Source organism: Micromonospora sp. CA-263727 (assembly GCF_050942455.1).
Taxonomy (GTDB): domain Bacteria; phylum Actinomycetota; class Actinomycetes; order Mycobacteriales; family Micromonosporaceae; genus Micromonospora.
The window spans coordinates 2,737,295-2,762,296 of sequence record NZ_CP192031.1 but is presented as its reverse complement, the minus strand read 5'-3'; the positions used below and the strand labels follow the sequence as shown (position 1 = coordinate 2,762,296).

Below are 25,002 nucleotides of genomic sequence, written 5' to 3'. Positions count from 1 at the left end.
GACCCTCCGCTGCGAGTCAGGATTCGGTGTGTCCGAGCGCGCGCCGCACCAGCGCCGCGACATCGAGATCGTCGATGGATTCGGCGGCCGGCTGTGGTGTCGGCGCGTTCTCCGTCAGGCCGACCGGTGTGTTCTCCGCCAGGCGGAGCAGCCCGTCGAGCAGGCCGGCCGCCCGGATCCGGTCGACCGGTACGGTGGCGAGGATCCGGCGCACCTCGGCGTCGTCGGGTGCGGCGGCGGCCGGCGCCGGGTCCGCGTCCGGGAACAGGTCGTGGTGCAGCCGGTCGGCGAGCGCGGCCGGCGTCGGATGGTTGAAGACGAGCGTCGCCGGGAGCCGGAGCCCGGCGGCGCCGTTGAGTCGGTTGCGCAGTTCGACCGCGGTGAGCGAGTCGAAGCCCAGCTCCTTGAGGGCCCGGCCCGGCTCGATCGCGGTCGCGGCGCCGTGGCCGAGCACGGCCGCGACGTGGCCGAGCACCAGGTCCGTCAGGATCCGCATCCGGTCCGGCACGGCCAGCCCCGCCAGCCGCTGCCGCAGGGACTGGCCGTCGTCAGCGGTGTCCCGGGCCCGCGCCGCCCGCCGGGCCGGCGGGCGCACCAGCCCTCTCAACAGCGGCGGTACGGTGTCCGCCGCGCGCAGCGATGCCAGGTCGAGGTCGAGCGGCAGCAGTACCGGATCGGCCTGCTCCAGTGCGGTGTCGAACAGCGACAGGGCGGTCGCGGTCGGCATCGCCCGGATCCCGCCCCGGGTCATCCGGGTGAGGTCGGTGTCGCCGAGGTGCCCGGTCATTCCGCTTCGTTCGGCCCACAGTCCCCAGGCCAGCGACACCGCCGGAAGCCCGGCGGCGCGGCGCAGCCCGGCGAGCGCGTCGAGGAACGCGTTCGCGGCCGCGTAGTTGGCCTGCCCCGGCCCGCCGAGCACACCGGCCGCGGACGAGAAGAGCACGAACCAGGCCGGGTCCAGCGCGGCGGTCAGCTCGTGCAGGTGCCAGGCGGCGTCCGCCTTGGGGCGCAGTACCGTGTCGACCCGGCCGGGGTCGAGGGTCTCGACGACACCGTCGTCCAGTACGCCGGCCGTGTGCACCACCCCGGTCAGCGGGTGCTCCGGCGGGATCCTGGACAGCAGCGCCGCGACCGACGACCGCTCCGCCACGTCGCAGGCGGCGAACTCGACGTACGCCCCGTCGGCGGCGAGCTCGGCGGCCAGTTCCACCGCACCGGGCGCACCACCGCCACGCCGGCTGGCCAGCAACAGGCGCCGGACGCCCCGTTCCCGTACCAGATGACGGGCGACCGCAGCGGCGAGGGTGCCACTGCCGCCGGTGATCAGTACGGTGCCGTCCGGGTCCGGGTCGGGCGGGCGCGGCACGCTGAGGACCAGCTTGCCCACGTGTTTCGCCTGGGCCAGATGCCGGAACGCGTCCCGGGCCTGCCGCACGTCCCAGACGGTGGTCGGCAACGGGCGGATGACGCCCTTCTCGAAGAGCGCGAGCAGCTCGCCGAACATCTCCTTGATCCGGTCCAGGCCGGCATCCGCGACCAGGTCGAAGGCGCGGTAGGCGACGCCCGGGTGTGCCCGCGCGACGTCGGCCGGGTCCCGCACATCCGTCTTGCCGAGTTCCACGAACCGGCCGCCGTCGCCGAGCAGCCCCAGCGACGCGTCGACGAACTCCCCGGCGAGCGAGTTCACCACGACGTCCACGGCGGGGAAGTCCGTGCCGAACCCGATGGTGCGGGACGAACCGATCCGGTGCCTGTCGATGCCGAGACCGGCGACGGTGTCGTGCTTGCCCGGACTGGCGGTGGCGAAGATCTCGGCGCCGAAGACGCGGGCGAGCTGTACCGCAGCCATGCCGACGCCGCCAGCCGCCGCGTGCACCAGCACCCGGTCTCCCGGGGTCACCGCCGCCACGTCCACCAGGGCGTAATACGCGGTCAGGAACACCACGGGTACGCCGGCGGCGTCCGCGAACGACCAGTCGTCGGGCACGGCGACCACCAGGCGGTGATCGGTGACCGCCACCGGACCGCCGTAGGAGCCCTGCATGAACCCCATGACCCGATCGCCGGGGGCGAAGCCGGTCACGCCCGGACCGACCTCGGTGACCACCCCGGCGCCCTCGCCGCCGAACGGGGTGTCCTGGGCCGGTACGACGTCGAGGGCGAGCAGCACGTCGCGGAAGTTGAGGCCGGTGGCGCGTACCGAGATGCGCAACTGCCCCTCGCCGAGCGGGGCGAGGACGTCCGGGCACGGCACCGCCGCCAACTCGTCGAAGGTGTCGCCACTGTTCAGATCCAGAGTCCACGCCGGTACGCCGGGCGGCGGGACGATCCGGCCGGACTGCGTGGCCCGGACCAGCCGGGGACGGTACGCGTCGCCGTCCCGTACCGCGATCTGCGGCTCGCCGGCGGTGAGCGCCGCCGTGAGGACGGCCGCAGAGCCCGGGCTGCCGTCGAGGTCGGCGACCAGCACCCGGCCGGGGTGCTCGGACTGCACGCTCCGGACGAGCCCCCAGACCGCGGCGTGTGCGGGTTCGGGCGGCCCGTCCGCCGAGGTGACGGAGACGGCGTGCCGGGTGAGCACGACGAGTCGGGAGCGGGCGAACCGGTCGTCGGTCAGCCACGCCTGGATCAGCGCGAGCGTGCGGTGCACCGCGCGGCGGGCCGCGATCGCCGGATCACCGTCCACGTCGACGGCGGCCAGTACCAGCGCGGGCGGGTCACCGGCCGCGCACAGCGCCTGTAGGTCGGCGTAGTGCCGCATCGGTACGCCGAGCGCGAGGCCGGGATCGTCCGGGCCGAGCAGCGCCACCTCGACCGGGGCATCGGGCGTTTCCACGGGCTGCCGGGTCCAGTCGAGGCGGAACAGCGCGTCGTCGGCGGCGGCGGTGAGCCGGTCTGCGGTGAGTACCCGGGTGGTCAGTTCGGCGATGGAGACGACGGGCGCGCCGGTGGGGTCGGCGGCGTCGACGGCGACACCGTCTGCGGTCGGACGCAGCCGGACGCGCAGCCGGGTGGCGCCGGTGGCGTGCACCGTGACGCCGGTCCAGGCGAACGGCAGCCGCACCCGGCCCTCGTCCCCGTCACCGGAGACCGCCATCGCGTGCAGCGCCGCGTCGAGCAGCGCTGGGTGAACGCCGAAGTCCGCGGCGTCCGGGGCGGCCGTGTCCGGCAGGGCCACCTCCGCGAACGTCTCCGCGCCGCGCCGCCAGGCGGCCTGGAGACCGCGAAAGGCCGGGCCGTAGCCGTAGCCGCCCTCGGCGAGACGGTCGTAGAGCCCGTGTAGGTCCACAGGCTCGGCACCGGCCGGCGGCCAGATCGTCAGGTCGGTGTTCCCGGCCGGCCCGGTGCTATCGAGCAGGCCGATGGCGTGCCGGCGCCAGGGGGTGGCGAGGTCCTCGCCGTCGGGACGGGAGTGGATGCTGACTGGGCGGCTGCCGGACTCCTGCTCTCCGCCGACGACCACCTGTAGGCGGATCGAGCCGGACGCGGGGAGCGTCAGCGGCGTTTCCAGGGTCAGCTCGGTGAGCCGGCCGCAGCCGGCCTCGTCACCAGCCCGCAACGCCAACTCGACAAAGGCGGTCCCGGGCAGCAGAACCGTCCCGTTGACCGCATGATCAGCCAGCCAGGGGTGGGTGTGCAGACCGATCCGACCGGTCAAGACGACACCGTCACCGTCGGCCAGGGGGACGGCGGCGCCCAACAAAGGGTGGCCGGCGGCGGTCAGGCCCAGCGTCGTCGGATCACCGCCGTGCGTCGGTGTGGGATCGAGCCAGAAACGCTCTCGTTGGAAGGCGTAGGTCGGCAGGTCCACCAGTTGCGGGTTGTTCCCGAATGCCGGGGTGAAGTCGACCGGCAGGCCGCGGGTCCACGCCTCACCAAGACTCAGATACAGCCGTTGCAGACCACCCTCATCCCGACGCAACGTCCCAACAACAAGGGCGGCGTCTTCGACGGTGTCCTCGATCGCGGTGGTCAACACCGGATGCGCGGACACTTCCACGAATGCGTCCACGCCATCGGCCACCAACGCCTGCACGGCAGCCGCGAAACCTACTGGTTGACGCAGATTCCGGTACCAGTAGTCCGCGTCGACGACGGTTTCGAACTGGCCGGTGACGGTGGAGAAGAACGGAACACCACCTACCGTTGGGACGATCCCGGCCAGGGCGGCGCGCAGGTCTGTTTCGATCGTCTCCACGTCGACCGAATGGGAGGCGTAGTCCACCGCGATCCGCCGGGCACGAACCCCCGCCTCCTCGCAACGGCTGAGGAGAGCGTCCAGCAGCCGGTCGTCGCCGGCCACGACCAGGCTCGACGGGCCGTTCACCGCTGCCACCGACAGTCCGACCAGCCACGACTCCACCTCCTCGCGGGAAGCCGAGACCGACACCATCCCACCCCTGCCGGCCAGCTTCGACGCCACCAACGCCGAACGAGACGCGACTATCCGGGCACCGTCATCCAAAGACAGCAGACCCGCCACACACGCGGCGGCGACCTCACCCTGCGAATGACCCACCACCACCGACGGCTTCACACCAAACGACGACCACACCTCCGCCAGCGACACCATCACCGCCCACAACACCGGCTGCACCACATCAACCCGCCCCAACGCCACCTCGTCGTCGACCACCTCAGACAACCGCCAGTCCACAAACGGCGCCAACGCACGCTCACACTCGGCGAAACGGTCACGGAACACCGCAGACTGCGCCCGCAACTCCGACGCCATACCCACCCACTGCGAACCCTGACCCGGAAACACCAAAGCGACCCGAGACGCCTCCGCCACAGCAACACCCTCAACAAGAGCTACGGCCGGCTCTCCCGCCCCGAGCGCGTCCAGGGTCGTCCCCAGCACAGCCCGATCGGCAGTCACCGCGACCGCCCGCCGCTGCAACGCCGCCCGAGCGCTGAACAAGGAGAACGCCGTTCCCGGCAGGTCATCGGGAAGCTGGTCGGCGAGGCGGGATGCCTGCGCGCGCAGCGCGTCGGCGGTGCGCGCGGAGAGGACGAACGGCAGCACCGATGAGACGGCGGGCCGTACGACGGCAGGGACGTCGGGTGCCTCTTCGAGGATGACGTGCGCGTTCGTGCCGCTCACGCCGAACGAGGAGACTCCGGCCCGCCGAGGGTGGTCTGCGCGCGGCCAGTCGCGCGGCTCGGTCAGCAGGCGTACCTGTCCCTCGGTCCAGTCGACTTTGGAGGACGGCTGGTCGACGTGCAGCGTGCGGGGCAGGACACCGTGCCGCATCGCCTGCACCATCTTGATCACACCGGCCACACCGGCGGCAGCCTGGGTGTGACCGATGTTCGACTTCACCGAACCCAGCCACACCGGGTCGGCGACATCCCGGTCCTGGCCATACGTGGCCAGCAGCGCCTGCGCCTCGATCGGATCACCCAACGTCGTACCGGTACCGTGCGCCTCCACCGCGTCCACGTCCGCAGTGGACAAGCCGGCATTTGCCAGGGCGGCTCGGATCACCCGCTGCTGCGAAGGCCCGTTCGGTGCCGTCAGACCACTGGACGCGCCGTCCTGGTTCACCGCGCTGCCGCGTACCAAGGCAAGGATCTTGTGGTTGTTACGGCGTGCGTCGGAGAGGCGCTCCAGCAGTAGCATGCCGACGCCCTCACCCCAGCCGGTGCCGTCCGCCGCGTCCGCGAACGACTTGCACCGCCCGTCGGGCGCCAGACCGCGCTGCCGGGAGAACTCGACGAAGACGGCGGGGGTGAACATGACGGTGACGCCACCGGCGAGCGCCAGATCGCATTCGCCCTGCCGGAGGGACTGGGCGGCCAGGTGCAGCGCGACCAGCGACGACGAGCAGGCGGTGTCCACGGTGACCGCGGGACCTTCCAGGCCGAAGGTGTAGGACACCCGGCCGGTGGCGACGCTGCCCGCGCTGCCGTTGCCGATGTAACCCTCCAGCCCTTCCGGGATCTCGGTCAGCCGGGCGGCGTAGTCGTGGTACATGACGCCCGCGAACACGCCGGTGCGGGAGCCGTGCAGCGAGTCCGGGGGCAGGCCGGCCCGCTCGAACGTCTCCCAGGCCGCCTCCAGCAGCAGCCGCTGCTGCGGGTCCATGGCCAGCGCCTCACGCGGCGAGATGCCGAACAGGGCCGGGTCGAAACGGTCGGCGTCGTAGAGGAAGCCGCCCTCGGTGACGTAGGAGGTGCCGTGGCGGCCCGGGTCGTCGTCGTAGAGCCCCTCGGTGGGCCAGCCCCGGTCGGCGGGGAAGCCGGCGACCGCGTCGGTGCCGTCGGCGACCAGGCGCCACAGTTGTTCGGGAGAGCTGGCGCCGCCGGGATAGCGGCAGCTCATGCCGACGATCGCGATCGGCTCACGCGAGCCGGACTCGGCCTGGCGGAGCCGCTGCTGCGCCTCGTGCAGTTCGCCGGTCACCCACCGGAGGTTTTCCAGCAGCTTTTCCTCGTTCGACACAGGATTCCCCCACCTCGGGCGGTTGGAGCGGCGTGGTCAGGACTTGCCGAGTTCGTTCTGGATGAAGGCGAAGATCTCGTCGGCCGACGCGGCCTTGAGCCGGTCGGTGACGGCGGCGCCAGCCGGGGCGGGTTCCGGGCGACCGCTCCACGCGGCGGCCAGCCGGTGCAGCCGGGCACCGATCCGCGCACTGTCCTCGTCGTCGGGCCGTGCTCCGGCGAGCGCCGACTCCAGCCGGTCGAGTTCGGCCAGGAGGGCTCCCGGCCGTATCGGTTCCGGTGCGGCGGCGGGTGCCGGGGTGGCCGTCATCGTGGCGGTCAGGCGCGCGGTCAGGTGTTCGGCGAGCACGGCCGGCGACGGATAGTCGAAGATCAGCGTGGCCGGTAGCCGGATGCCGACCGCGGCACCGAGCCGGTTGCGCAGGTCCACGGCGGTCAGCGAGTCGAAGCCGGACTGCTGGAAGCCGCGTCTGGGATCCACCGCGCCGGGCCCGTTGTGCCCCAGCACGGCCGCCGCGTGCGTACGGACCAGCGTCAGCACCGCCGCGGCGCGCTGTCCCTCCGGCATCGCGGCCAGCCGGTCCCGGAAGCCGTCTGCGGTTACCGTGTTCCGGGCGGCCCGGCGGCGCGGTGCGCGCACCAGGCCGCGCAGCATCGGCGCGTCGGCGTCTGCGTCTTCGGCCGGATCCAGCCGGATCGGTACGACCGCCGGTGCCGGCCCGGCGATCGCGAGGTCGAACAGCGCCAGCCCGTCCTCGGTGGAGAGCGGTGTCAGACCCGACCGGGACATCCGCCGCCGGTCCTGTGCGTCCAGCCGGTCCGTCATCCCGCTCGACTGCTCCCACAGTCCCCAGGCCAGCGATGTCGCCGGCAGCCCCGTGGCGCGCCGATGCGCCGCGAGCGCGTCGAGGAAGGCGTTGGCCGCCGCGTAGTTGGCCTGCCCGGCCGAGCCGAGCACGCCGGCGGCCGAGGAGAAGAGCGCGAACAGCGCCGGTTTCGCCGCAGCGGTCAGCCGGTGCAGGTGCAGCGCGCCGTCCACCTTCGGGCGGAGCACCGCCTCGACCCGGTCGGTGGAGAGCGAGGTCAGCATGCCGTCGTCCAGCGCACCGGCGGCGTGCACCACCCCGGTCAGCGGGTGCTCCGCCGGGATGCGTTCCAGCAGCCGTGCCACGTCGTCCGGGTCGGCGATGTCGCAGGCGACGATCTCGGCCTCGGCGCCGAGCGTCGCCAGCTCCGCGCGTAGTGCGTCGGCGCCCGGCGCGTCGGCTCCGGCCCGACTCGCCAACAGCAGCCGGCCGGCGCCGTACCGGATGACGAGGTGGCGGGCCAGTTGCGCGCCCAGGCCGCCGGTGCCACCGGTGATCAGTACGGTGCCGTCCGCGATTGCCGGAAGTTCGGCGCGTGCCATCGGCTGCGGGACGAGCCGGGGGGTGAGGAGCGCGTCGCCGCGCAGGGCCGTCTGTGGTGCGGCGCCGGACAGGGCGGCGGTCAGCAGGTCGGCGGCGAGACCGGCATCCGGGTCGAGGTCGATCAGGAGGAACCGCCCGGGGTGTTCGGTCTGCGCCGACCGGACAAGGCCCCACAGGGCGGCGTGCGCCAGATCGGGTACGTCGTCGTGCTCCGTGGCCGCGACCGCGCCACGGGTGACGACGGCGAGCCGGGTGTCGGCGAGCCGGTCGTCGGCCAGCCAGCGCTGCAACAGGAGCAGCAGACTGGTGGTGGCGGCGTGGACGGCCTCGGGTGTGGCGGGGTCGGTGCCGGAGCAGACCGCCACCACTTCCGGGAAATCGGTCATCTCGGCGAGATCCTGGTAACCGGTCGAGGCGACGCCGGCGGGCAGCAGCCCGAAGACGTCCGCGCCGAGCAGGGCTGTCCGGGCCGGCCGCGCCTCGGTGGTTGCGGCCGCCTCCCAGCCGACGCGGAACAGGGACGCCTGTGCCTGGCGGGTGGTGGCCGAGGCGAGCGCGGCCGGGTCGACCGGACGGGAGACGAGCGCGTCGGCGGTGAAGACCGGGTGACCTGCGGCGTCGGTGGCGTGGATCGCGGTACCGGACCTGGCCGGGCTCAGCCGCACTCGCAGCACGGTCGCCCCGGTGGCGTGCAGGGTCACGCCAGTCCAGGCGAACGGCAGCCGTACCTCGCCGTCCCCGACCGCGAGCATCGCGTGCAGTGCCGCGTCCAGTAGCGCCGGATGCACGCCGAAGCCGGTGGTGTCCGCCGGGTCCGGCAGCCCGACCTCGGCGAAGAGTTCCTCGCCATGGCGCCAGGCGGCACGCAGCCCTCGGAACACCGGGCCGTAGTCGTACCCGTCGGCGGCGAGGCGGTCGTAGAAGCCGTCCAGGTCCAGTGCGGTGGCGCCGGCCGGCGGCCACGCCATCGGGGCGGCCGTGCCGGGCCGGGAGGGCGCGGCGGTCAGCAGGCCGGTGGCGTGCGTAGCCCAGGGGGCATCGCCGTCGCGGGAGTGGATGGTGACGGCCCGCGTGCCGTCCTGGTCCGCTGCGGCGACACGAACCTGCACGTGGACGGCACCGTGTGCGGGGATCACCAGCGGGGCTTGCAGGGTCAGTTCGTCTAGGACGCCGCAGCCGGCTTCGTCACCGGCCCGCAGAGCCAGCTCGACGAAGCCGGTCCCGGGCAGCAGGACGGAACCGAGCACGGTGTGGTCGGCGAGCCAGGGGTGGGTGTGCAGGCCGATCCTGCCGGTCAGCACCACACCGTCACCGTCGGCCAGGGGGACGGCGGCGCCCAACAAAGGGTGGCCGGCGGCGGTCAGGCCCAGCGTCGCCGGATCACCACCGTGCGTCGGTGTGGGATCGAGCCAGAAACGCTCTCGTTGGAAGGCGTAGGTCGGCAGGTCCACCAGTTGCGGGTTGTTCCCGAATGCCGGGGTGAAGTCGACCGGCAGGCCACGTGTCCACGCCTCACCAAGACTCAGATACAGCCGTTGCAGACCACCCTCATCCCGACGCAACGTCCCCACAACAACCGCCGCACCCTCGACCGTGTCCTCGATCGCAGTCGTCAACACCGGATGCGCCGACACCTCCACAAACCCGTCCACCCCATCAGCCACCAACACCTGCACGGCAGCCGCGAAACCGACTGGTTGACGCAGATTCCGATACCAGTAGTCCGCGTCAACCACCGACTCGAACCGGCCGGTGACGGTGGAGAAGAACGGAACACCACCTACCGTTGGGACGATCCCGGCCAGGGCGGCGCGCAGGTCCGTCTCGATCGTCTCCACGTCGACCGAATGGGAGGCGTAATCCACCGCGATCCGCCGGGCACGAACCCCCGCCTGCTCACACCGGGCCAGCAGAGCATCCAACAACCGGTCATCACCAGCCACGACCAGGCTCGACGGGCCATTCACCGCCGCCACCGACAACCCGACCAACCACGACTCCACCTCCTCGCGGGAAGCCGAGACCGACACCATCCCACCCCTGCCGGCCAGCTTCGACGCCACCAACGCCGAACGAGACGCGACTATCCGGGCACCGTCATCCAAAGACAGCAGACCCGCCACACACGCGGCGGCGACCTCACCCTGCGAATGACCCACCACCACCGACGGCTTCACACCAAACGACGACCACACCTCCGCCAGCGACACCATCACCGCCCACAACACCGGCTGCACCACATCAACCCGCCCCAACGCCACCTCGTCGTCGACCACCTCAGACAACCGCCAGTCCACAAACGGCGCCAACGCACGCTCACACTCGGCGAAACGGTCACGGAACACCGCAGACTGCGCCCGCAACTCCGACGCCATACCCACCCACTGCGAACCCTGACCCGGAAACACAAAAGCAGGACGACGCACCGCACGATGCGCCACACCCTCCACCAACACCGGCGACGGACCACCGACCGCCAGCGCATCCAACGCGGCACGCAGCCGATCCGGCTCACCGGCAGCGACTACCGCACGATGCTCGAAGGCCACGCGGTGGTGGAACAGGGAGTGGGCGACATCCGGTAGCACATCGACGCTTGGGGGCACAGAGAGGCCGAGGTGCGCGGAGAGGCGGTGAGCCTGGGCGCGGACCGCGGTACCGTCGCGGCCGGACAGCACGAACGGGAGCATGGGGTACGGATCGCCGGTCCGCTCGGGTGCGGTCCCGGAATCGGGCGCCTCTTCGAGGATGACGTGCGCGTTGGTGCCGCTCACGCCGAACGAGGAGACGCCGGCCCGGCGCGGGTGTCCGTTGCCGGACCAATCCCGGGGCTCGGTGAGCAGGCGCAGGTCGCCGGCCGACCAGTCGACGTGCGGCGACGGCTCGTCAGCATGCAGCGTCCGGGGCAGCCGCTCGTACCGCATCGCCAACACCATCTTGATCACACCGGCCATGCCGGCGGCAGCCTGCGTATGACCGATGTTCGACTTCACCGAACCGAGCCACACCGGACCCGCCTCGCCACGCTCCCGGCCATACGTGGCCAACAACGCCTGCGCCTCGATCGGATCACCCAACGTCGTACCCGTACCATGCGCCTCCACCGCATCCACGTCCGCAGTGGACAGACCAGCGCTCGCCAGCGCCGCTCGGATCACCCGCTCCTGGGACGGACCGTTCGGCGCCGTCAGACCGTTGGACGCGCCGTCCTGGTTCACCGCGCTGCCGCGTACCAAGGCAAGGATCCTGTGGTTGTTACGGCGTGCGTCGGAGAGCCGCTCCAGCAGCAGCATGCCGACGCCCTCGGACATACCGAACCCGTCCGCCGAGGCGGAGAACGCCTTGCACCGGCCGTCGGCGGCCAGACCTCGCTGACGCGAAAACTCCACGAAGATGCCGGGCGTCGACATGATGGTCACGCCGCCGGCCAGCGCCAGATCGCATTCGCCCTGCCGCAGCGCCTGCGCGGCCAGGTGCAACGCCACCAGCGACGACGAGCAGGCGGTGTCCACGGTGACCGCCGGGCCCTCCAGCCCGAACGTGTACGACAGACGGCCGGACACGACGCTGGCCGCATTGCCGGTGACCAGATAGCCTTCGATCTCCTCCGGCGTGCCGGGCTGGAGCGTCGCGTAGTCCTGACGGCTGGCCCCGACCATGACCGCCGTACGGCTGCCGCGCAGCGTCGCGGGATCGAGACCGGCGGCCTCGAACGCCTCCCAGGACGTCTCCAGCAACAGTCGCTGCTGCGGGTCCATGGCCAGCGCTTCCCGTGGCGAGATGCCGAAGAAGCCGGCGTCGAAGCGGTCGGCCGCCTGGACGAAGCCGCCACGCGAGGAGTAGGAGGTGCCGGCGTGGCCGGGGTCGGGATCGAAGAGAGACGCGTGGTCCCAGCCACGGTCGGTGGGGAATTCCGAGGTGGCGTCGGCGCCGTCGTACAGCAGACGCCAGAGCGCGTCCGGGGAGTCGACGCCGCCGGGCAGCCGGCAGCTCATGCCGACGATGGCGATCGGTTCGCCGGCGTCCGCGGTGGCGCGCACGACGGCCGGCCCGGCAGCAGCGGCGGCGGTGCCGAACAGCGTCGCGTCGAGGTGCTCGGCGAGCGCCTCCGGTGTCGGATAGTCGAAGACGAGCGTCGCGGTCAGCCGTACGCCGGTGGCGGCACCGAGCCGGTTGCGCAGTTCGACACCGGTCAACGAGTCGAACCCGAGGTCCTTGAAGGCGCGCCCCGGGTCGATCGCGGTGTCGGCCGTGTGTCCGAGCACCGTGGCGGCGTGCGCGCGGACGAGGTCACGCAGGTGGTTGCGGCGTTCCGGAGCGCTCAGCGCGGCCAGCCGGGCGGTCAGGCTGTCACGGTCGGCCGGGCCGTCGACTGCGGCGACGCGCCGGGCCGGGGTCCGGACCAGGCCGCGCAGGACCGCAGGCAGATCCTCGTAGGGCCGGGCGCGCAACGCCCGAAGATCCAGTCGGAGCGGTACGAGCTGCGCCGTGTCCGCCTCGAACGCCGCGTCGAAGAGCGCCAGCCCTTCCTCGGCGGTGAGCGCCGCGATGCCACCCCGGGCCATCCGCGCCAGGTCGGCGTCGTCGAGGTGCCCGGTCATCCCGCTGCGTTCCGCCCACAGTCCCCAGGCCAGCGACACCGCCGGTAGCCCTTGGGAGCGGCGGAACTCGGCGAGCGAGTCGAGGAAGACGTTCGCCGCCGCGTAGTTGCCCTGGCCCGGGCCGCCGAGCGTGCCGGAGGCCGCAGAGAAGAGCACGAACCGCGCGAGTCCCAGTGGCGCGGTCAGCTCGTGCAGGTGCCAGGCGGCATCCGCCTTGGGCCGCATGACGGTGTCGAGGCGGGCGTGGTCGAGCGAGGTGACCAGGCCGTCGTCCAGGACGCCGGCGGTGTGCACGACGGCGGTCAGCGGATGTTCCGGCGCGACGGCCGACAGCAGGCGCACGACCTCGGCACGGTCTGTCACGTCGCAGGCGACGACGCGTACGTCCGCGCCGTCCGCGGCGAGTTCGGCCGTCAACTCCGTCACCCCGGGCGTCGCCGCGCCGCGCCGGGCGGCCAGCAGTAGATGCCGGACGCCGTGCCGTCGGACGAGGTGCCGGGCGAGCAGTCGTCCCAGACCTCCGGTCCCGCCGGTGATCAGCACGGTTCCGTCCGGATCCAGCGGCCGGGGGATGCTCAGCACCAGCTTGCCCACGTGCCTCGCCCGCGCCAGATGCCGGAACGCGTCCGGTGCCCGCCGGATGTCCCAGGCGGTGACCGGCAGCGGGCGCAGTACTCCGTCGGTGATCATCCGTACGATGTCGCGCAGCATCTCGCCGATGCGTTCCGGTGCCGCCTCCACCAGGTCGAAGGCGCGGTAGGTCACGCCCGGATGAGCGGCCGCGACCACGGATGGATCCCGCACGTCCGTCTTACCCAGCTCCACAAACCGACCGCCGTTGCCGAGCAACCCCAACGACGCGTCGACGAACTCACCCGCCAGCGAATTCACCACCACATCCACACCCGAAAACACCGACGCAAACTCCAACGACCGCGACGAACACACCCCCGCCACACCCACCACACCCCACTTGTCCCGACGCGCCGTCGCCACCACCTCCGCCCCCAACACACCCGCCAACCGCACCGCCGCCATCCCCACACCACCCGCAGCCGCATGCACCAACACCCGCTCACCCACACGCACACCCGCCACATCCACCAACGCGTAATACGCAGTCAGGAAGACGACGGGGATCGATGCGGCGACGGTGAAGGACATTCCCGGGGGGATCGGGACGACGAGCCGGTGGTCGACGACGACCGAGGGGCCGAGACCGCCGGGCATCAGGCCCAGCACCCGGTCGCCGACAGACAGTCCGGTCACACCGGGTCCGACCTCGACGACCACGCCGGCGCCCTCACCGCCCATGGTGGCGGCCGCCGCATCCGGGTACATGCCGAGGCTGATCATCACGTCGCGGAAGTTGAGGCCGGCGGCGTGCACGGCCACCCGGATCTCGCCGGTACGCACCGCGCGTGCCGGCTGCGGCGCGAGGACGAGGTTCTCCAGGGTGCCCGGCGCGGTGACCTCGAGCCTCCAGTCGGCATCCACCGGGGGTACGAGCCCGCGCGCCTGTCCGGCACGCACGAGCCGCGGCACGAGCAGGGCGCCGTCGCGGAGTGCGATCTGCGGCTCCGCGCTGGCGAGGGCGGCGGGAAGCGGCGTGTCGTCGGCGGTACGCCCGGGATCCAGGTCGGCGAGCACGATCCGGCCGGGGTGCTCGGACTGGGCCGAGCGGACCAGGCCCCACAGCGGCGCGAGCGACGGATCCGTTCCGGGCGCGTCGTCCCCGCACGACATCGCACCCCTGGTCACGATCGCGAGCCGGGTGGCCGCGAAGCGCTCGTCGGAGAGCCACTCCTGGAGCACGTCCAGCAGCCCGGCGGTGGACGCGCGTACGGCAGCCGGGTCCAGCGTGCCCGTGCCGGCGCGGCAGACCGCGAGGATGTCAGGGACGTCGGTGACGGTGCCGAGGCCGGCGTAGGCGGTGGGAACGACACCCGAGGCGTGCAGGCCCAGCGTGTCGTCGCCCAGGACGGCGATGCGCGGTGCGGGGGCGTCCAGGGCCGGCGACCGTACCCAGTTCACCTGGAACAGCGAGTCAGGTCCGGTCGCGGAGGTCGCCGGGGTGACCGGGCGGGAGACGAGCGCGTCTGCGGTGAAGACCGGGTGGCCTGCGGCGTCGGTGGCGTGGATCGCGGTGCCGGACCCGGCCGGGCTCAGCCGGACCCGCAGCACGGTCGCCCCCGTCGCATGCAGGGTCACACCGGTCCAGGCGAACGGCAGCCGCACTTCGCCGTCCCCGATCGCGAGCGTTGCGTGCAGTGCCGCGTCCAGCAGCGCCGGATGCAGGCCGAACCCGTCGGCGTGCGCCGGCTCGGGCAGCCCGGCCTCGGCGAAGATCTCGTCGCCACGGCGCCATACGGCACGCAGCCCTCGGAACACGGGGCCGTAGTCGTACCCGTCTGCGGCGAGGCGGTCGTAGAAGCCGTCCAGGTCCAGCGCGGTGGCGCCGGCCGGCGGCCAGGCCATCGGCGCGGCGGCGGGTAGGGACGGTGTGGCGGTCAACGAGCCGGAGGCGTGCATGGTCCACACGTCGTCGTCATCGTCGTCGCGGGAGTGGATGGTGACAGTACGGGCACCGGTGTCGTCAGGAACCGTGACCCGGACCTGCACCTCGACACCCGTACGCGGGGTGACAGTCAACGGCGCGTGCAGGGTCAACTCGGTGAGCCGGCCGCAGCCGGCCTCGTCACCAGCCCGCAACGCCAACTCGACAAAGGCGGTCCCGGGCAGCAGAACCGTCCCGTTGACCGCATGATCAGCCAGCCAGGGGTGGGTGTGCAGACCGATCCGACCGGTCAAGACGACACCGTCACCGTCGGCCAGGGGGACGGCGGCGCCCAACAAAGGGTGGCCGGCGGCGGTCAGGCCCAGCGTCGCCGGATCACCACCGTGCGTCGGTGTGGGATCGAGCCAGAAACGCTCTCGTTGGAAGGCGTAGGTCGGCAGGTCCACCAGTTGCGGGTTGTTCCCGAATGCCGGGGTGAAGTCGACCGGCAGGCCACGTGTCCACGCCTCACCAAGACTCAGATACAGCCGTTGCAGACCACCCTCATCCCGACGCAACGTCCCCACAACAACCGCCGCACCCTCGACCGTGTCCTCGATCGCAGTCGTCAACACCGGATGCGCCGACACCTCCACAAACCCGTCCACCCCATCAGCCACCAACACCTGCACGGCAGCCGCGAAACCGACTGGTTGACGCAGATTCCGATACCAGTAGTCCGCGTCAACCACCGACTCGAACCGGCCGGTGACGGTGGAGAAGAACGGAACACCACCTACCGTTGGGACGATCCCGGCCAGGGCGGCGCGCAGGTCCGTCTCGATCGTCTCCACGTCGACCGAATGGGAGGCGTAATCCACCGCGATCCGCCGGGCACGAACCCCCGCCTGCTCACACCGGGCCAGCAGAGCATCCAACAACCGGTCATCACCAGCCACGACCAGGCTCGACGGGCCATTCACCGCCGCCACCGACAACCCGACCAACCACGACTCCACCTCCTCGCGGGAAGCCGAGACCGACACCATCCCACCCCTGCCGGCCAGCTTCGACGCCACCAACGCCGAACGAGACGCGACTATCCGGGCACCGTCATCCAAAGACAGCAGACCCGCCACACACGCGGCGGCGACCTCACCCTGCGAATGACCCACCACCACCGACGGCTTCACACCAAACGACGACCACACCTCCGCCAGCGACACCATCACCGCCCACAACACCGGCTGCACCACATCAACCCGCCCCAACGCCACCTCGTCGTCGACCACCTCAGACAACCGCCAGTCCACAAACGGCGCCAACGCACGCTCACACTCGGCGAAACGGTCACGGAACACCGCAGACTGCGCCCGCAACTCCGACGCCATACCCACCCACTGCGAACCCTGACCCGGAAACACAAAAGCAGGACGACGCACCGCACGATGCGCCACACCCTCCACCAACACCGGCGACGGACCACCGACCGCCAGCGCATCCAACGCGGCACGCAGCCGATCCGGCTCACCGGCAGCGACTACCGCACGATGCTCGAAGGCCACGCGGTGGTGGAACAGGGAGTGGGCGACATCCCGCAGCGGATCCGTGAGCGGGGTGTCGTTGAGACGGACGGCCTGGCCGCGCAGCGCCGTCGCCGAACGGCCGGAGATGACGAACGGCACCATCGGCGGTGCCGGCGCCGATTCGACCGGTTCGGCGGCGGGTGCCGCTTCGAGGATGACGTGCGCGTTCGTGCCACTCACGCCGAACGAGGACACCGCCGCCCGACGCGGCCGGTCCGCCGCCTCGGGCCAGTCGCGGGCCTCGGTCAGCAGCGCCACCGCGCCGGCCGCCCAGTCCACCTTGGACGACGGCTCATCCACATGCAGCGTGCGGGGCAACACTCCATGCCGCATCGCCAACACCATCTTGATCACACCAGCCACACCAGCAGCAGCCTGCGTATGACCGATGTTCGACTTCAGCGACCCCAGCCACACCGGACCCGCCTCGCCACGCTCCTGACCGTACGTGGCCAGCAACGCCTGCGCCTCGATCGGATCACCCAACGCCGTACCCGTACCGTGCGCCTCCACCGCATCCACATCCCGCACCGACAGACCCGCATTCGCCAACGCCGCCCGGATCACCCGCTGCTGCGAAGGCCCGTTCGGCGCTGTCAGACCACTGGACGCACCGTCCTGGTTCACCGCACTGCCGCGTACCAGAGCAAGGATCTTGTGGTTGTTGCGGCGCGCGTCGGAGAGCCGCTCGACCAGGAGCATGGCGACACCCTCGGACATGCCGAATCCGTCGGCGCTGTCGGAGAACGCCTTGCATCGGCCGTCGGCGGCGAGGCCGCGCTGCCGGGAGAAGGCGATGATGCCGTCCGTGGCGGCGTGCACCATGGCGCCGCCGACGAGGGCAAGCGTGCACTCCCCCTTGCGCAGCGCGTCGCCGGCAAGATGCAGGGCCACCAGCGAGGACGAGCAGGCGGTGTCGACGGTGACCGCGGGTCCTTCGAACCCCATCGTGTACGCGAGGCGGCCGGACGCGACGCTGGCCGCGTTCCCGGTGACGGCGTAGCCCTCCAGGCCGCCGCCGTCGCCTGCGACCAGGGTGGCGTACTCGGGCCCGCCGATGCCGACGAAGACGCCGGTACGGCTGCCGCGCAGCGCGGGCGGCCGCAGGCCGGCGGATTCGACGGCGGTCCAGCCGGCTTCCAGCAGCAGTCGCTGTTGCGGGTCCATCGCGAGTGCCTCGCGCGGGTTGATGCCGAAGAAGGCGGCGTCGAAGCCGGCGATGTCGTCGAGGAAGCCGCCGCCGCGCACGTAGGTGGTGCCGGGGTGGTCCGGGTCCGGGTCGTGGAGCGCCCCGAGGTTCCAGCCGCGGTCGGACGGGAAGGGGACGATGGCGTCGCGGCCGTCCAGGAGTAGCTGCCACAGCGCCTCCGGTGACGTCGCGCCGCCCGGGAGCCGGCAGCTCATCCCGATGATCGCCAGCGGTTCGTCGCGCTTCTCCTCCAGCTCACGGAGGCGGTTCCGGGTTCGCTGTAGGTCCGCCGTGACCCGCTTGAGGTAGTCGACGACCTTCTCTTGCTCGTGCATATCGCCTCTTCGTCACTCGGGCGGGCGGGGCGCGGTCCGTCCACGACCCGGCGGCGGCGTTCGGGGGATACGCCGCCGCCGATGGCCGTGCACGGACGGATCAGCGTCCGGGCTGCGGAGGCCGGACGCCGAGCGCGTGCCGGAACTCGTCGCGGGGGTCCCAGCGCGCCTTGATCTGCTGGAGCCGTGGGTAGTTGCCGAGGTAGTACAGGGTGTGCCAGCCGACGCCGGAGGTGTTCCACGCCGGATCGGCCACGTCGGCGTCCGCGTAGTTGATGTGGCATCCGGCGGCCGTGTCGCCGGGCGCGGGCACGCCTCCGGTGTCGGCCCAGACGTCGCGGTAGAAGGTACGGATCCAGGTGAGGTGCCGCTCGTCTTCGGCCGGGTCGGTCCACTCGGTGGCGAAGATCAGGCGCAGCACCGAGTCGCGCTGCGGCATGGCGGTGGCGTCCGAGGCGACGGCGTTCACTGCGCCGCCATAGCTGGCCAGCATGATGCCGGCGGTCATGTTGCGGTAGCCGGGCGTGGTCAGGCTGTTGTAGACCGCGGTGATCTGGGCGTCGGAGAGGCTCCGGCGCAGATAGGCGGTCTTGAACTTGGCCCGCCGGGTGTGGTCGGCGCGGTCCGTCACTCCGGGCCAGGTGGTGGTGTGCAGCCAGGGCAGGACGTGCCGTTCCAGGACGACGGGATCGACGCCGACACCGTCGCCGAGCGCGGCGAGATAGTCGGTGAGCAGTTGTTCGGCGTCCGGCACCGTGGCGTCGAACTGGATGCTCATGATGATGACGCCGGCGCCCTCCCGCGGCGTCGCGCCGATCACGCTGTAGAGGCCGGCGTAGGGCGAGCCGGGGTCGCTGTTGCGTTCGTGCCAGGCGCCGTGGTTGCGCAGCAGGGTGCTGAACGACTCCTCGCTCATCGCGGCCCAGGGCCAGAGCACCTGGGCGACGATCATCCTGGCCGGTGGGGAGGGCAGGAGTGTGCCGGGATCGTGGCCGGTGGCGCCGGGCGAGCGGAACCAGTAGCGGGTCACGACGCCGAAGTTGCCGCCTCCGCCGCCGGTGTGCGCCCACCACAGGTCGTGGTACGGGTCGTCGGGTTCCCGGGTGGCGACGACGGCCCTGGCCCGGCCGTCCTCGTCGACCACGACGACCTCGACGGCGTAGAGGTGGTCGACGACGGAGCCGAACAGCCGCGACAGCGGACCCCAGCCGCCGCCCGCGATGTGGCCGCCGAGACCGACCGATGGGCAGGTCCCGGCCGGCAGGGCGACGCCCCACTGGCGGAAGAGCGTGCGGTTCACCTCGCCGATGAGCGCGCCGGCGCCCGCCTCGAAGGCGCGCATGCCGGGGTCGTAGCCGATCGAGGTCAGCGCCGTCAGGTCGACGACGACCCGGATCTCGGGGTTGGTGACGAAGTCCTCGAAACAGTGACCGCCGCTGCGGACTGCGATGCGCCGGCCGCTGTCCACCGCCTCCTGCACGGCCGAGACGACGTCCTCGGTGGACGCGACCAGCCGTACGTAGTCCGGGGTACCGGCGAAGCGGGCGTTCCAGCCGCGGACGAGGTCGTCGTAGCGGGGATCACCGGGCAGCACGGTGGCGGCCACCGAGGTCAGCCGGCCGGCGGCGGGCGCCTCGACGGGCACGCCGGTCATCAGGCGACCTCGGTCCTGGCCACGATCGCGGACCCGCCCGTGACCGTGCAGACCACGGGGTGGTCGGAGGTCACCACGGTGTGGTCGCCGGGGGTGAACGTGTAGTTGCCCGGCCGCTCCGCGCGCAGCGTGACCGTGCCGCCGCTGAGGAACACCGTGCCGCCCTTCGGAATCTCCGCCGGGTTGGTGAGCCCGGTGACGGTCAGCGTGCCCTCGCCCGCACCGCCCACGATCACCTCCAGCTCGGCGGTCACCTCGTTACGGGCCAGTAGCCTCGGGGTGGCCGCGCGGCTGCGCAGCGTGACCTCAAGGTGGATCTCGCCGCCGGCGGCAACCTTGTCCGGCGCGACGACCGTGACGTAGTTGACGCTGTCCTGGGGCGTCTCACCGGGAATGGCGCAGGCCACCTCAAGGTCCGCCGTGCCGGAATTGGTGCTGCTGTCACTCATCGCCGTGCCGCCCTTTCGTAATCGTCTGCCATGTCCGCTCGTGAATGCGGTGAACTATTCGGCGATCCTGGTGCGGGTGGTCCATCGATAGGTGATCGAATCACCATTCCCGGCCAGCACGCCGTCGACGCGCTCGAAGTGCTCGTACCCGCCGTGATGCTCGATCTTGATCTTCTCGTCGCTCTTGACGGCCTTGACCAGGCGGCTTTCGGGTGGAAGGTCCGCCGGACCGCCCTCCAACACCACATCGACGAGGCCATCGTCACCGGAATGTCTCATCGCACAAGCTCCTCCGCGCCGTCCTCCCGCGATCAGCGGGCAAGGAGAAAGAAATTCGGTGCGTCGCCATTGGACGCTAACCGGAGCGCGGAAGGGCCGCCTACCCCTTAGTGACCCCTATCAGCCACACACCGACCTATTCCGGGCGTCGGAGGCCGGCGAGAACGACGCGCAACTGGCGGCGCCAGTGGCCGGGTGAGCGGGCCTCGGTGAGCTGGATGATCCGGCCGAGTCCGATCAGGAGCAGCGACACGTCCTCAAGGGTGGTCTCCGGGCGCAGCACACCGGCGTCCCGGGCCCGGTCGATCATGCCGGCCAGGACCGGCTGGAGTTCGTCCTGGCACTGCTGGAAGCGCGGTGTCGCGACCATCGGATCGGCGAGCCCGTCGAGCAGCGCGCGATGCTGGGCGACGAGTTCCAGCGACCGCTCCATGAACTGGGCGAGCCCCTGCCAGGCGTCGGCCGCGCCGGACGCCTCCCGGACGGTGGCGGCCCAGCGGTCGAGCACGTCGGCCACCACGGCGTCGGCCAGCAGTTCCTTGGTGGCGAAGTGCCGGTAGACCGTGCCGATCCCGACACCGGCCCGCCGGGCGATGTCCCGCACGTCGAGCGCCAGACCGTGCTCGGCGAAGGCCTCGGCGGCGGCGCCGAGCAGCCGCCGGCGGTTGTCGACGGCGTCCCGGCGCAGCGGGCGGGGGGACACGTTCGCCGACTCACGAGGCATGAACGGAGCGTACGCGTAGCCCAACCGCACGGTGCAAACCTGCTAGCATCGCGAGCGTAAACGGATCAGGAGTTCCGGATAATGTTCGGGGTCGGCGTCGCCCGGCCGGCTGGGGAGGATCATGAAGACCATCGTCATTTCCGGGGGTACGGACGGCATCGGTCGTGCGCTCGCGATCCACGAGTTGAAGGCCGGCAACCAGGTCGTGGTCGTCGGCCGCAGCCCGGAGAAGGGGCGCGAGCTGGCGGACGAGGCGGCCCGGCTCGGCGCGGCGGATCGATACCATCTCATCCTCGCCGACCTGGCGCTCGTCGCGGAGAACCGACGGGTCGCGCGGGAGGTCGCCGCCCGGTTCAGCACCGTGGACGCACTGGTGCTGTGCGCGACCTACCTGCGGATGAACCGGGCGGAGACCAACGAGGGCATCGAATACAGCTTCGCCCTGGCGTACCTCAGCCGCTATGTGCTGAGCCACGAGATCGCGCCACTGATGGCCGGCGCCCCGGCACCGGTGATCGTGAACCTGGCCGTCGTCGGCGCCGGAGCGAAGGCGATGAACTGGGACGACCTGATGTTCGCCCGCAAGCACAACGGCATGCGGGCCTGGGCACAGACCCGGCGTGCCAACGAGCTGCTCGGCATCGACTTCGCCGCGCACACCAGCGGTGGCCGGATCAGGTACGTCTTCTTCAACCCGGTGTTCGTCAAGAGCAACTTCTCCGGCCAGTTCCCGAAGCCGGTCCGGTTCCTGATCAAGCTGGCGGGCGCCCTGGCCACGCCGGCGGAGAAGGGCGTGCTGCCGATCGCGAACCTGATCGACAACCCGCCGGCGGAGCCGCTGACCTCCTACAAGCAGGCCAAGCGGGTGGATCTGCCCGTCTCGCCGGCCGATCGGGAGGACGCGGAGCGGTTGCGCCGCGAGACCAAGAGCCTGCTGAACGAGTGACCGGCGGTGCCGGGCCGGTGATGTCGCGGTCGCGGCGTCACCGGCCCGGCCGGCCAGGGTCATGCCGTTTCGGCCAGTGGTAGCTGCGCCTCCGTCGGCAGGTCGGTACGCCGCCTGACCTTGAGCTTGCGATACGCGCGGGTGAGGTGCTGCTCCACGGTGCTCACCGTGATGTAGAGCTTCCGGGCGATCTCCCGGTTGGTCAGCCCGCGCGCCGCCCAGGCCACCACCCGCCGCTCCGCCTCGCTGAGCCGTTCGGTCTCCTGGTCCTCCCCCGCACCCGGCTGCTCGGCGTCGGCCACGACCGGCCGGCGGCCGTGCTGCGACTCGGTGGACGTCGTCACCACGCTGCACCACTTCAGCAGATACCAGGACCGTCGCTTGACCACGCGCGCCCGGTCCAGCTCACCGGCGGCGTGGTGGAAGCGGCCCAGATCGTCGAGCGCGTGGGCCAACTCGAGCTGCGCGCCGCACGCCTCCAGGATCTCGATCGACTGGCGCAGCAGGGCGAGCTGCCGGCGCGGCTCGGACACCGCCGCCAGCAGTCGCAGCGCCACGCCGCGGGACCGGGAGCGGCCGCGGGACACCCGCGCCAACTGCTCCTCGATCAGCACCCGCGCCTGCTCGGTACGGCCCATCCGCAGGTAGAGCTGTGCGAGGTCGGTCCGCCACGGCACCAGCCCGGGCAGGTCCAGTCCCCATTTCGTCATCAGCTCGCCGCACGCGGTGAAGTCGCTCGCCGCCGCCTCCAGCCGGCCGGTCGCCACGTAGTGGTAGCCGCGTGCCTGCCAGTAGAAGAGCCCGATGCCGGTCTGGAAGATCTCCGCCGGGACTCGATGACGCAGCACCGCCGCGGCGGCCCGGTGGTCGCCCATCGCGGTGTACGCCTGGATGAGCGTCGCCAGCGGCCCGCCGATCCGCACGCCCCAGGACTCCACGTCGGTGACCCGCAGCGCCCGCTCGGCGGCCTCGATGGCGGCGGCGAGGTCACCGGCGCGCAGCGCGATGACCGACCGGATCAGCGACAGCTCACCCTGCCACGTGTTCACCCCGCGCGCGACCGCCTCGGCCAGGAGCGCGTCGCAGCGCTGCGCGGCCACGTCGAGCCGGTCCACGTAGACCAGTGCAGAGAGCGAGGTGATCAGCGGGTCCAGGTTGTCGTCGCTGAGGCGGCAGGTGTGCAGGATGTACTCGGCACCGTCGAAGATGTCGTCGTAGGAGCCGTTGGCGGAGAGCAGGCGCAGCAGGTTCGCCGCGTATAGCTGCGGCGAGGTCGCCACGGTGACGGCCGAGATCTCCGAGGCCAGCGCGTCGCGGGCCGCGGGTACCCGTTCCAGCAGTGTCGGGTAGGAGTAGGTGAGCCAGAGCCGGAACAGGTTCAGCTCTGCGGCCGAGTGTGCGTCGGCAGAGCCGGCGGAGCCGACCAGTCGCTCCAGCGCGTCACCGGCGTCGTCCAGCCGCCCGTACCAGAGCAGGTATCGGATTGTCGTGGTCGTCTCCGGGCCGGAGAGCCGGCCGGCCCGGAGCAGGTCCACGAGCTGAGGAAGGTGCCGGGCGGCGGTGGCGGGGCTGATCCGCCACTCGGCCGAGGTGAGCATCGCGATGATCCGCGCCCGCTCGGCCGGTTCGGTGCTCAGCTCCCGGGCCAGTTCCAGGTGCCGCACCGCAGCCGTCGACCTGCCGTGGTCGATCTCGTGCTGGGCGGCCCGGACCAGCACCTGCACTCCCCACGGCTCGATCTGGTCACCGGCCGCGGTGAGGTGGTCGGCCACGGCCGCCGCCGGTGCGCCCGCCGCGTTGAGCGCGTGCGCGGCCCGCTTGTGGATCGATTGGCGCTCGGCGGGGCCGAGGTCGTCCAGCACGGCGGCGCGGGCCGCGGGGTGCCGCAGGCCGTCGGCGAGCCCGGAGAGGCTGAGCGTCTCCAGCGCCGCGGCGACGGTGGCGGCGTCGAGGGCGACCACGCCGGTGATCAGCGGGACCGCCGCCGCGCCGCTGAGCACCGCGACCGCCCGGGCGACCGCAGTGACCTCGGTGGGACAGCGACGCAGGCAGTCCACGACCGCCTGACCGTAGGCGCCGCCGGGACCGAGGGTGATCTCGTCGGTCCCGTCGTCCGCCCAGGTGTGCGACTCCTCGATGATCGCGTTGAGTAGGCCGAGGTTGCCGCCGCTGACCCGGTGGCAGAAGGGCGCGAGCTGCCGTGCGGCCTCCCGGCCGAGGTGCGGCGCGAGGATGCCCTCGATCTCCTCCGGGCCGAGCAGCGTCAGCCGCATCCGGTTGAAGCGCGGCAGACGGACGATCTCCGTCTCGAACCACTGGAAGTCGGCCGGCGTCTTGTGGTCGGTGCTCAGCACCATGTGCAGCCGGCTGGCGTCCAGGCGGCGCGCCGTGAACTGGAGGCAACGCAGCGAGGCCGTGTCCGCGTACTCGGCGTCGTCGACTCCGGCCATGGTGGGGCGCTCGTCGGCCAGCTCCAGCAGCAGGGCGCCGAGCCGATGCTCCACCGGTTCCCCGGCTGCGCGGCCGGCGTCCGGCCGGCGAGCCTCCGCGATCAGCGCGTCCGCCCGTTCCCGGACCGGGGCCGCCAACTGGGCCCGGCGTAGTAGCTGAGAGATCACGCCGAGCGGGATCTGCCGCTCCTGCCGGGAGGCGGTGGCGGTGAGCACGTGCGCCCCCGTCAGCCGGTCGGCGAACGCGTGAAGCAGTGTCGTCTTGCCGGTGGCGACGGTGCCCTTGACGACCGTGACCCGGCCTTGCCCGCCTTCGCAGGAGGTGAAGGCCGACACCAAGGCCCCCAGTTCGTCCCGCCTGTCGCTGTCCACCATCCAGCTCTCCCTTCGGATCCCCCGCGGCAGCGCAGAGCTGCACCACATCTCTGGGAAATGA

At 71.7% G+C, this 25,002-nt stretch carries 7 protein-coding genes and 1 pseudogene; 1 reads left to right on the top strand and 7 read right to left on the bottom strand.

Annotated elements, in window-relative coordinates:
* Positions 1–16: 16 nt before the first annotated feature.
* The 6 genes and pseudogenes from ACQPYA_RS12365 to ACQPYA_RS12340 form a co-directional block, all read right to left on the bottom strand.
* Positions 17–6,409, bottom strand: a pseudogene (locus ACQPYA_RS12365) (type I polyketide synthase); the annotation flags it as partial.
* Between the two features lie 75 nt (positions 6,410–6,484).
* Positions 6,485–18,064: an SDR family NAD(P)-dependent oxidoreductase gene (locus ACQPYA_RS12360; RefSeq protein WP_433532733.1), complete on the bottom strand. Its 11,580-nt coding sequence runs from the start codon at positions 18,062–18,064 to the stop codon at positions 6,485–6,487.
* Positions 18,065–18,164: 100 nt separating this feature from the next.
* Positions 18,165–19,718: an FAD-binding oxidoreductase gene (locus tag ACQPYA_RS12355; protein WP_278168847.1), complete on the bottom strand. Its 1,554-nt coding sequence runs from the start codon at positions 19,716–19,718 to the stop codon at positions 18,165–18,167.
* On the bottom strand, positions 19,718–20,167 hold the full coding sequence (locus ACQPYA_RS12350; RefSeq protein WP_278168846.1) for a hypothetical protein: 450 nt from the start codon (positions 20,165–20,167) through the stop codon (positions 19,718–19,720). Before ACQPYA_RS12350 ends, ACQPYA_RS12355 begins: the two co-directional genes overlap by 1 nt.
* A gap of 54 nt (positions 20,168–20,221) precedes the next feature.
* Positions 20,222–20,446 carry a DUF5988 family protein gene (locus tag ACQPYA_RS12345; protein ID WP_433532732.1) on the bottom strand — a complete coding sequence of 75 codons (225 nt, stop codon included), beginning with the start codon at positions 20,444–20,446 and terminating at the stop codon, positions 20,222–20,224.
* Positions 20,447–20,582: 136 nt separating this feature from the next.
* A complete protein-coding gene (locus ACQPYA_RS12340) occupies positions 20,583–21,170 on the bottom strand; it encodes a TetR/AcrR family transcriptional regulator (RefSeq protein ID WP_278168844.1) in 588 nt (195 codons plus the stop codon).
* A 121-nt stretch (positions 21,171–21,291) separates the two neighbouring features.
* On the opposite strand from ACQPYA_RS12340, the gene ACQPYA_RS12335 reads away from it, so the two are divergent.
* Positions 21,292–22,116, top strand: coding sequence for an SDR family NAD(P)-dependent oxidoreductase (locus tag ACQPYA_RS12335; protein ID WP_278168843.1), 825 nt, complete (start codon positions 21,292–21,294; stop codon positions 22,114–22,116).
* A gap of 59 nt (positions 22,117–22,175) precedes the next feature.
* Here the strand turns inward: ACQPYA_RS12335 and ACQPYA_RS12330 are convergent, their stop codons facing one another.
* On the bottom strand, positions 22,176–24,941 hold the full coding sequence (locus tag ACQPYA_RS12330) for an AAA family ATPase (protein ID WP_433532731.1): 2,766 nt from the start codon (positions 24,939–24,941) through the stop codon (positions 22,176–22,178).
* Between the last annotated feature and the right edge of the window lie 61 nt (positions 24,942–25,002).

What these genes read in the sequence shown, in the direction of transcription:
- ACQPYA_RS12335 (WP_278168843.1), top strand. Translation starts at nt 21,292, where the DNA reads ATGAAGACCATCGTCATTTCCGGGGGTACGGACGGCATCGGTCGTGCG.
- ACQPYA_RS12360 (WP_433532733.1), bottom strand. Translation starts at nt 18,064, where the DNA reads ATGCACGAGCAAGAGAAGGTCGTCGACTACCTCAAGCGGGTCACGGCG.
- ACQPYA_RS12340 (WP_278168844.1), bottom strand. Translation starts at nt 21,170, where the DNA reads ATGCCTCGTGAGTCGGCGAACGTGTCCCCCCGCCCGCTGCGCCGGGAC.
- ACQPYA_RS12345 (WP_433532732.1), bottom strand. Translation starts at nt 20,446, where the DNA reads ATGAGACATTCCGGTGACGATGGCCTCGTCGATGTGGTGTTGGAGGGC.
- ACQPYA_RS12350 (WP_278168846.1), bottom strand. Translation starts at nt 20,167, where the DNA reads ATGAGTGACAGCAGCACCAATTCCGGCACGGCGGACCTTGAGGTGGCC.
- ACQPYA_RS12330 (WP_433532731.1), bottom strand. Translation starts at nt 24,941, where the DNA reads ATGGTGGACAGCGACAGGCGGGACGAACTGGGGGCCTTGGTGTCGGCC.
- ACQPYA_RS12355 (WP_278168847.1), bottom strand. Translation starts at nt 19,718, where the DNA reads ATGACCGGCGTGCCCGTCGAGGCGCCCGCCGCCGGCCGGCTGACCTCG.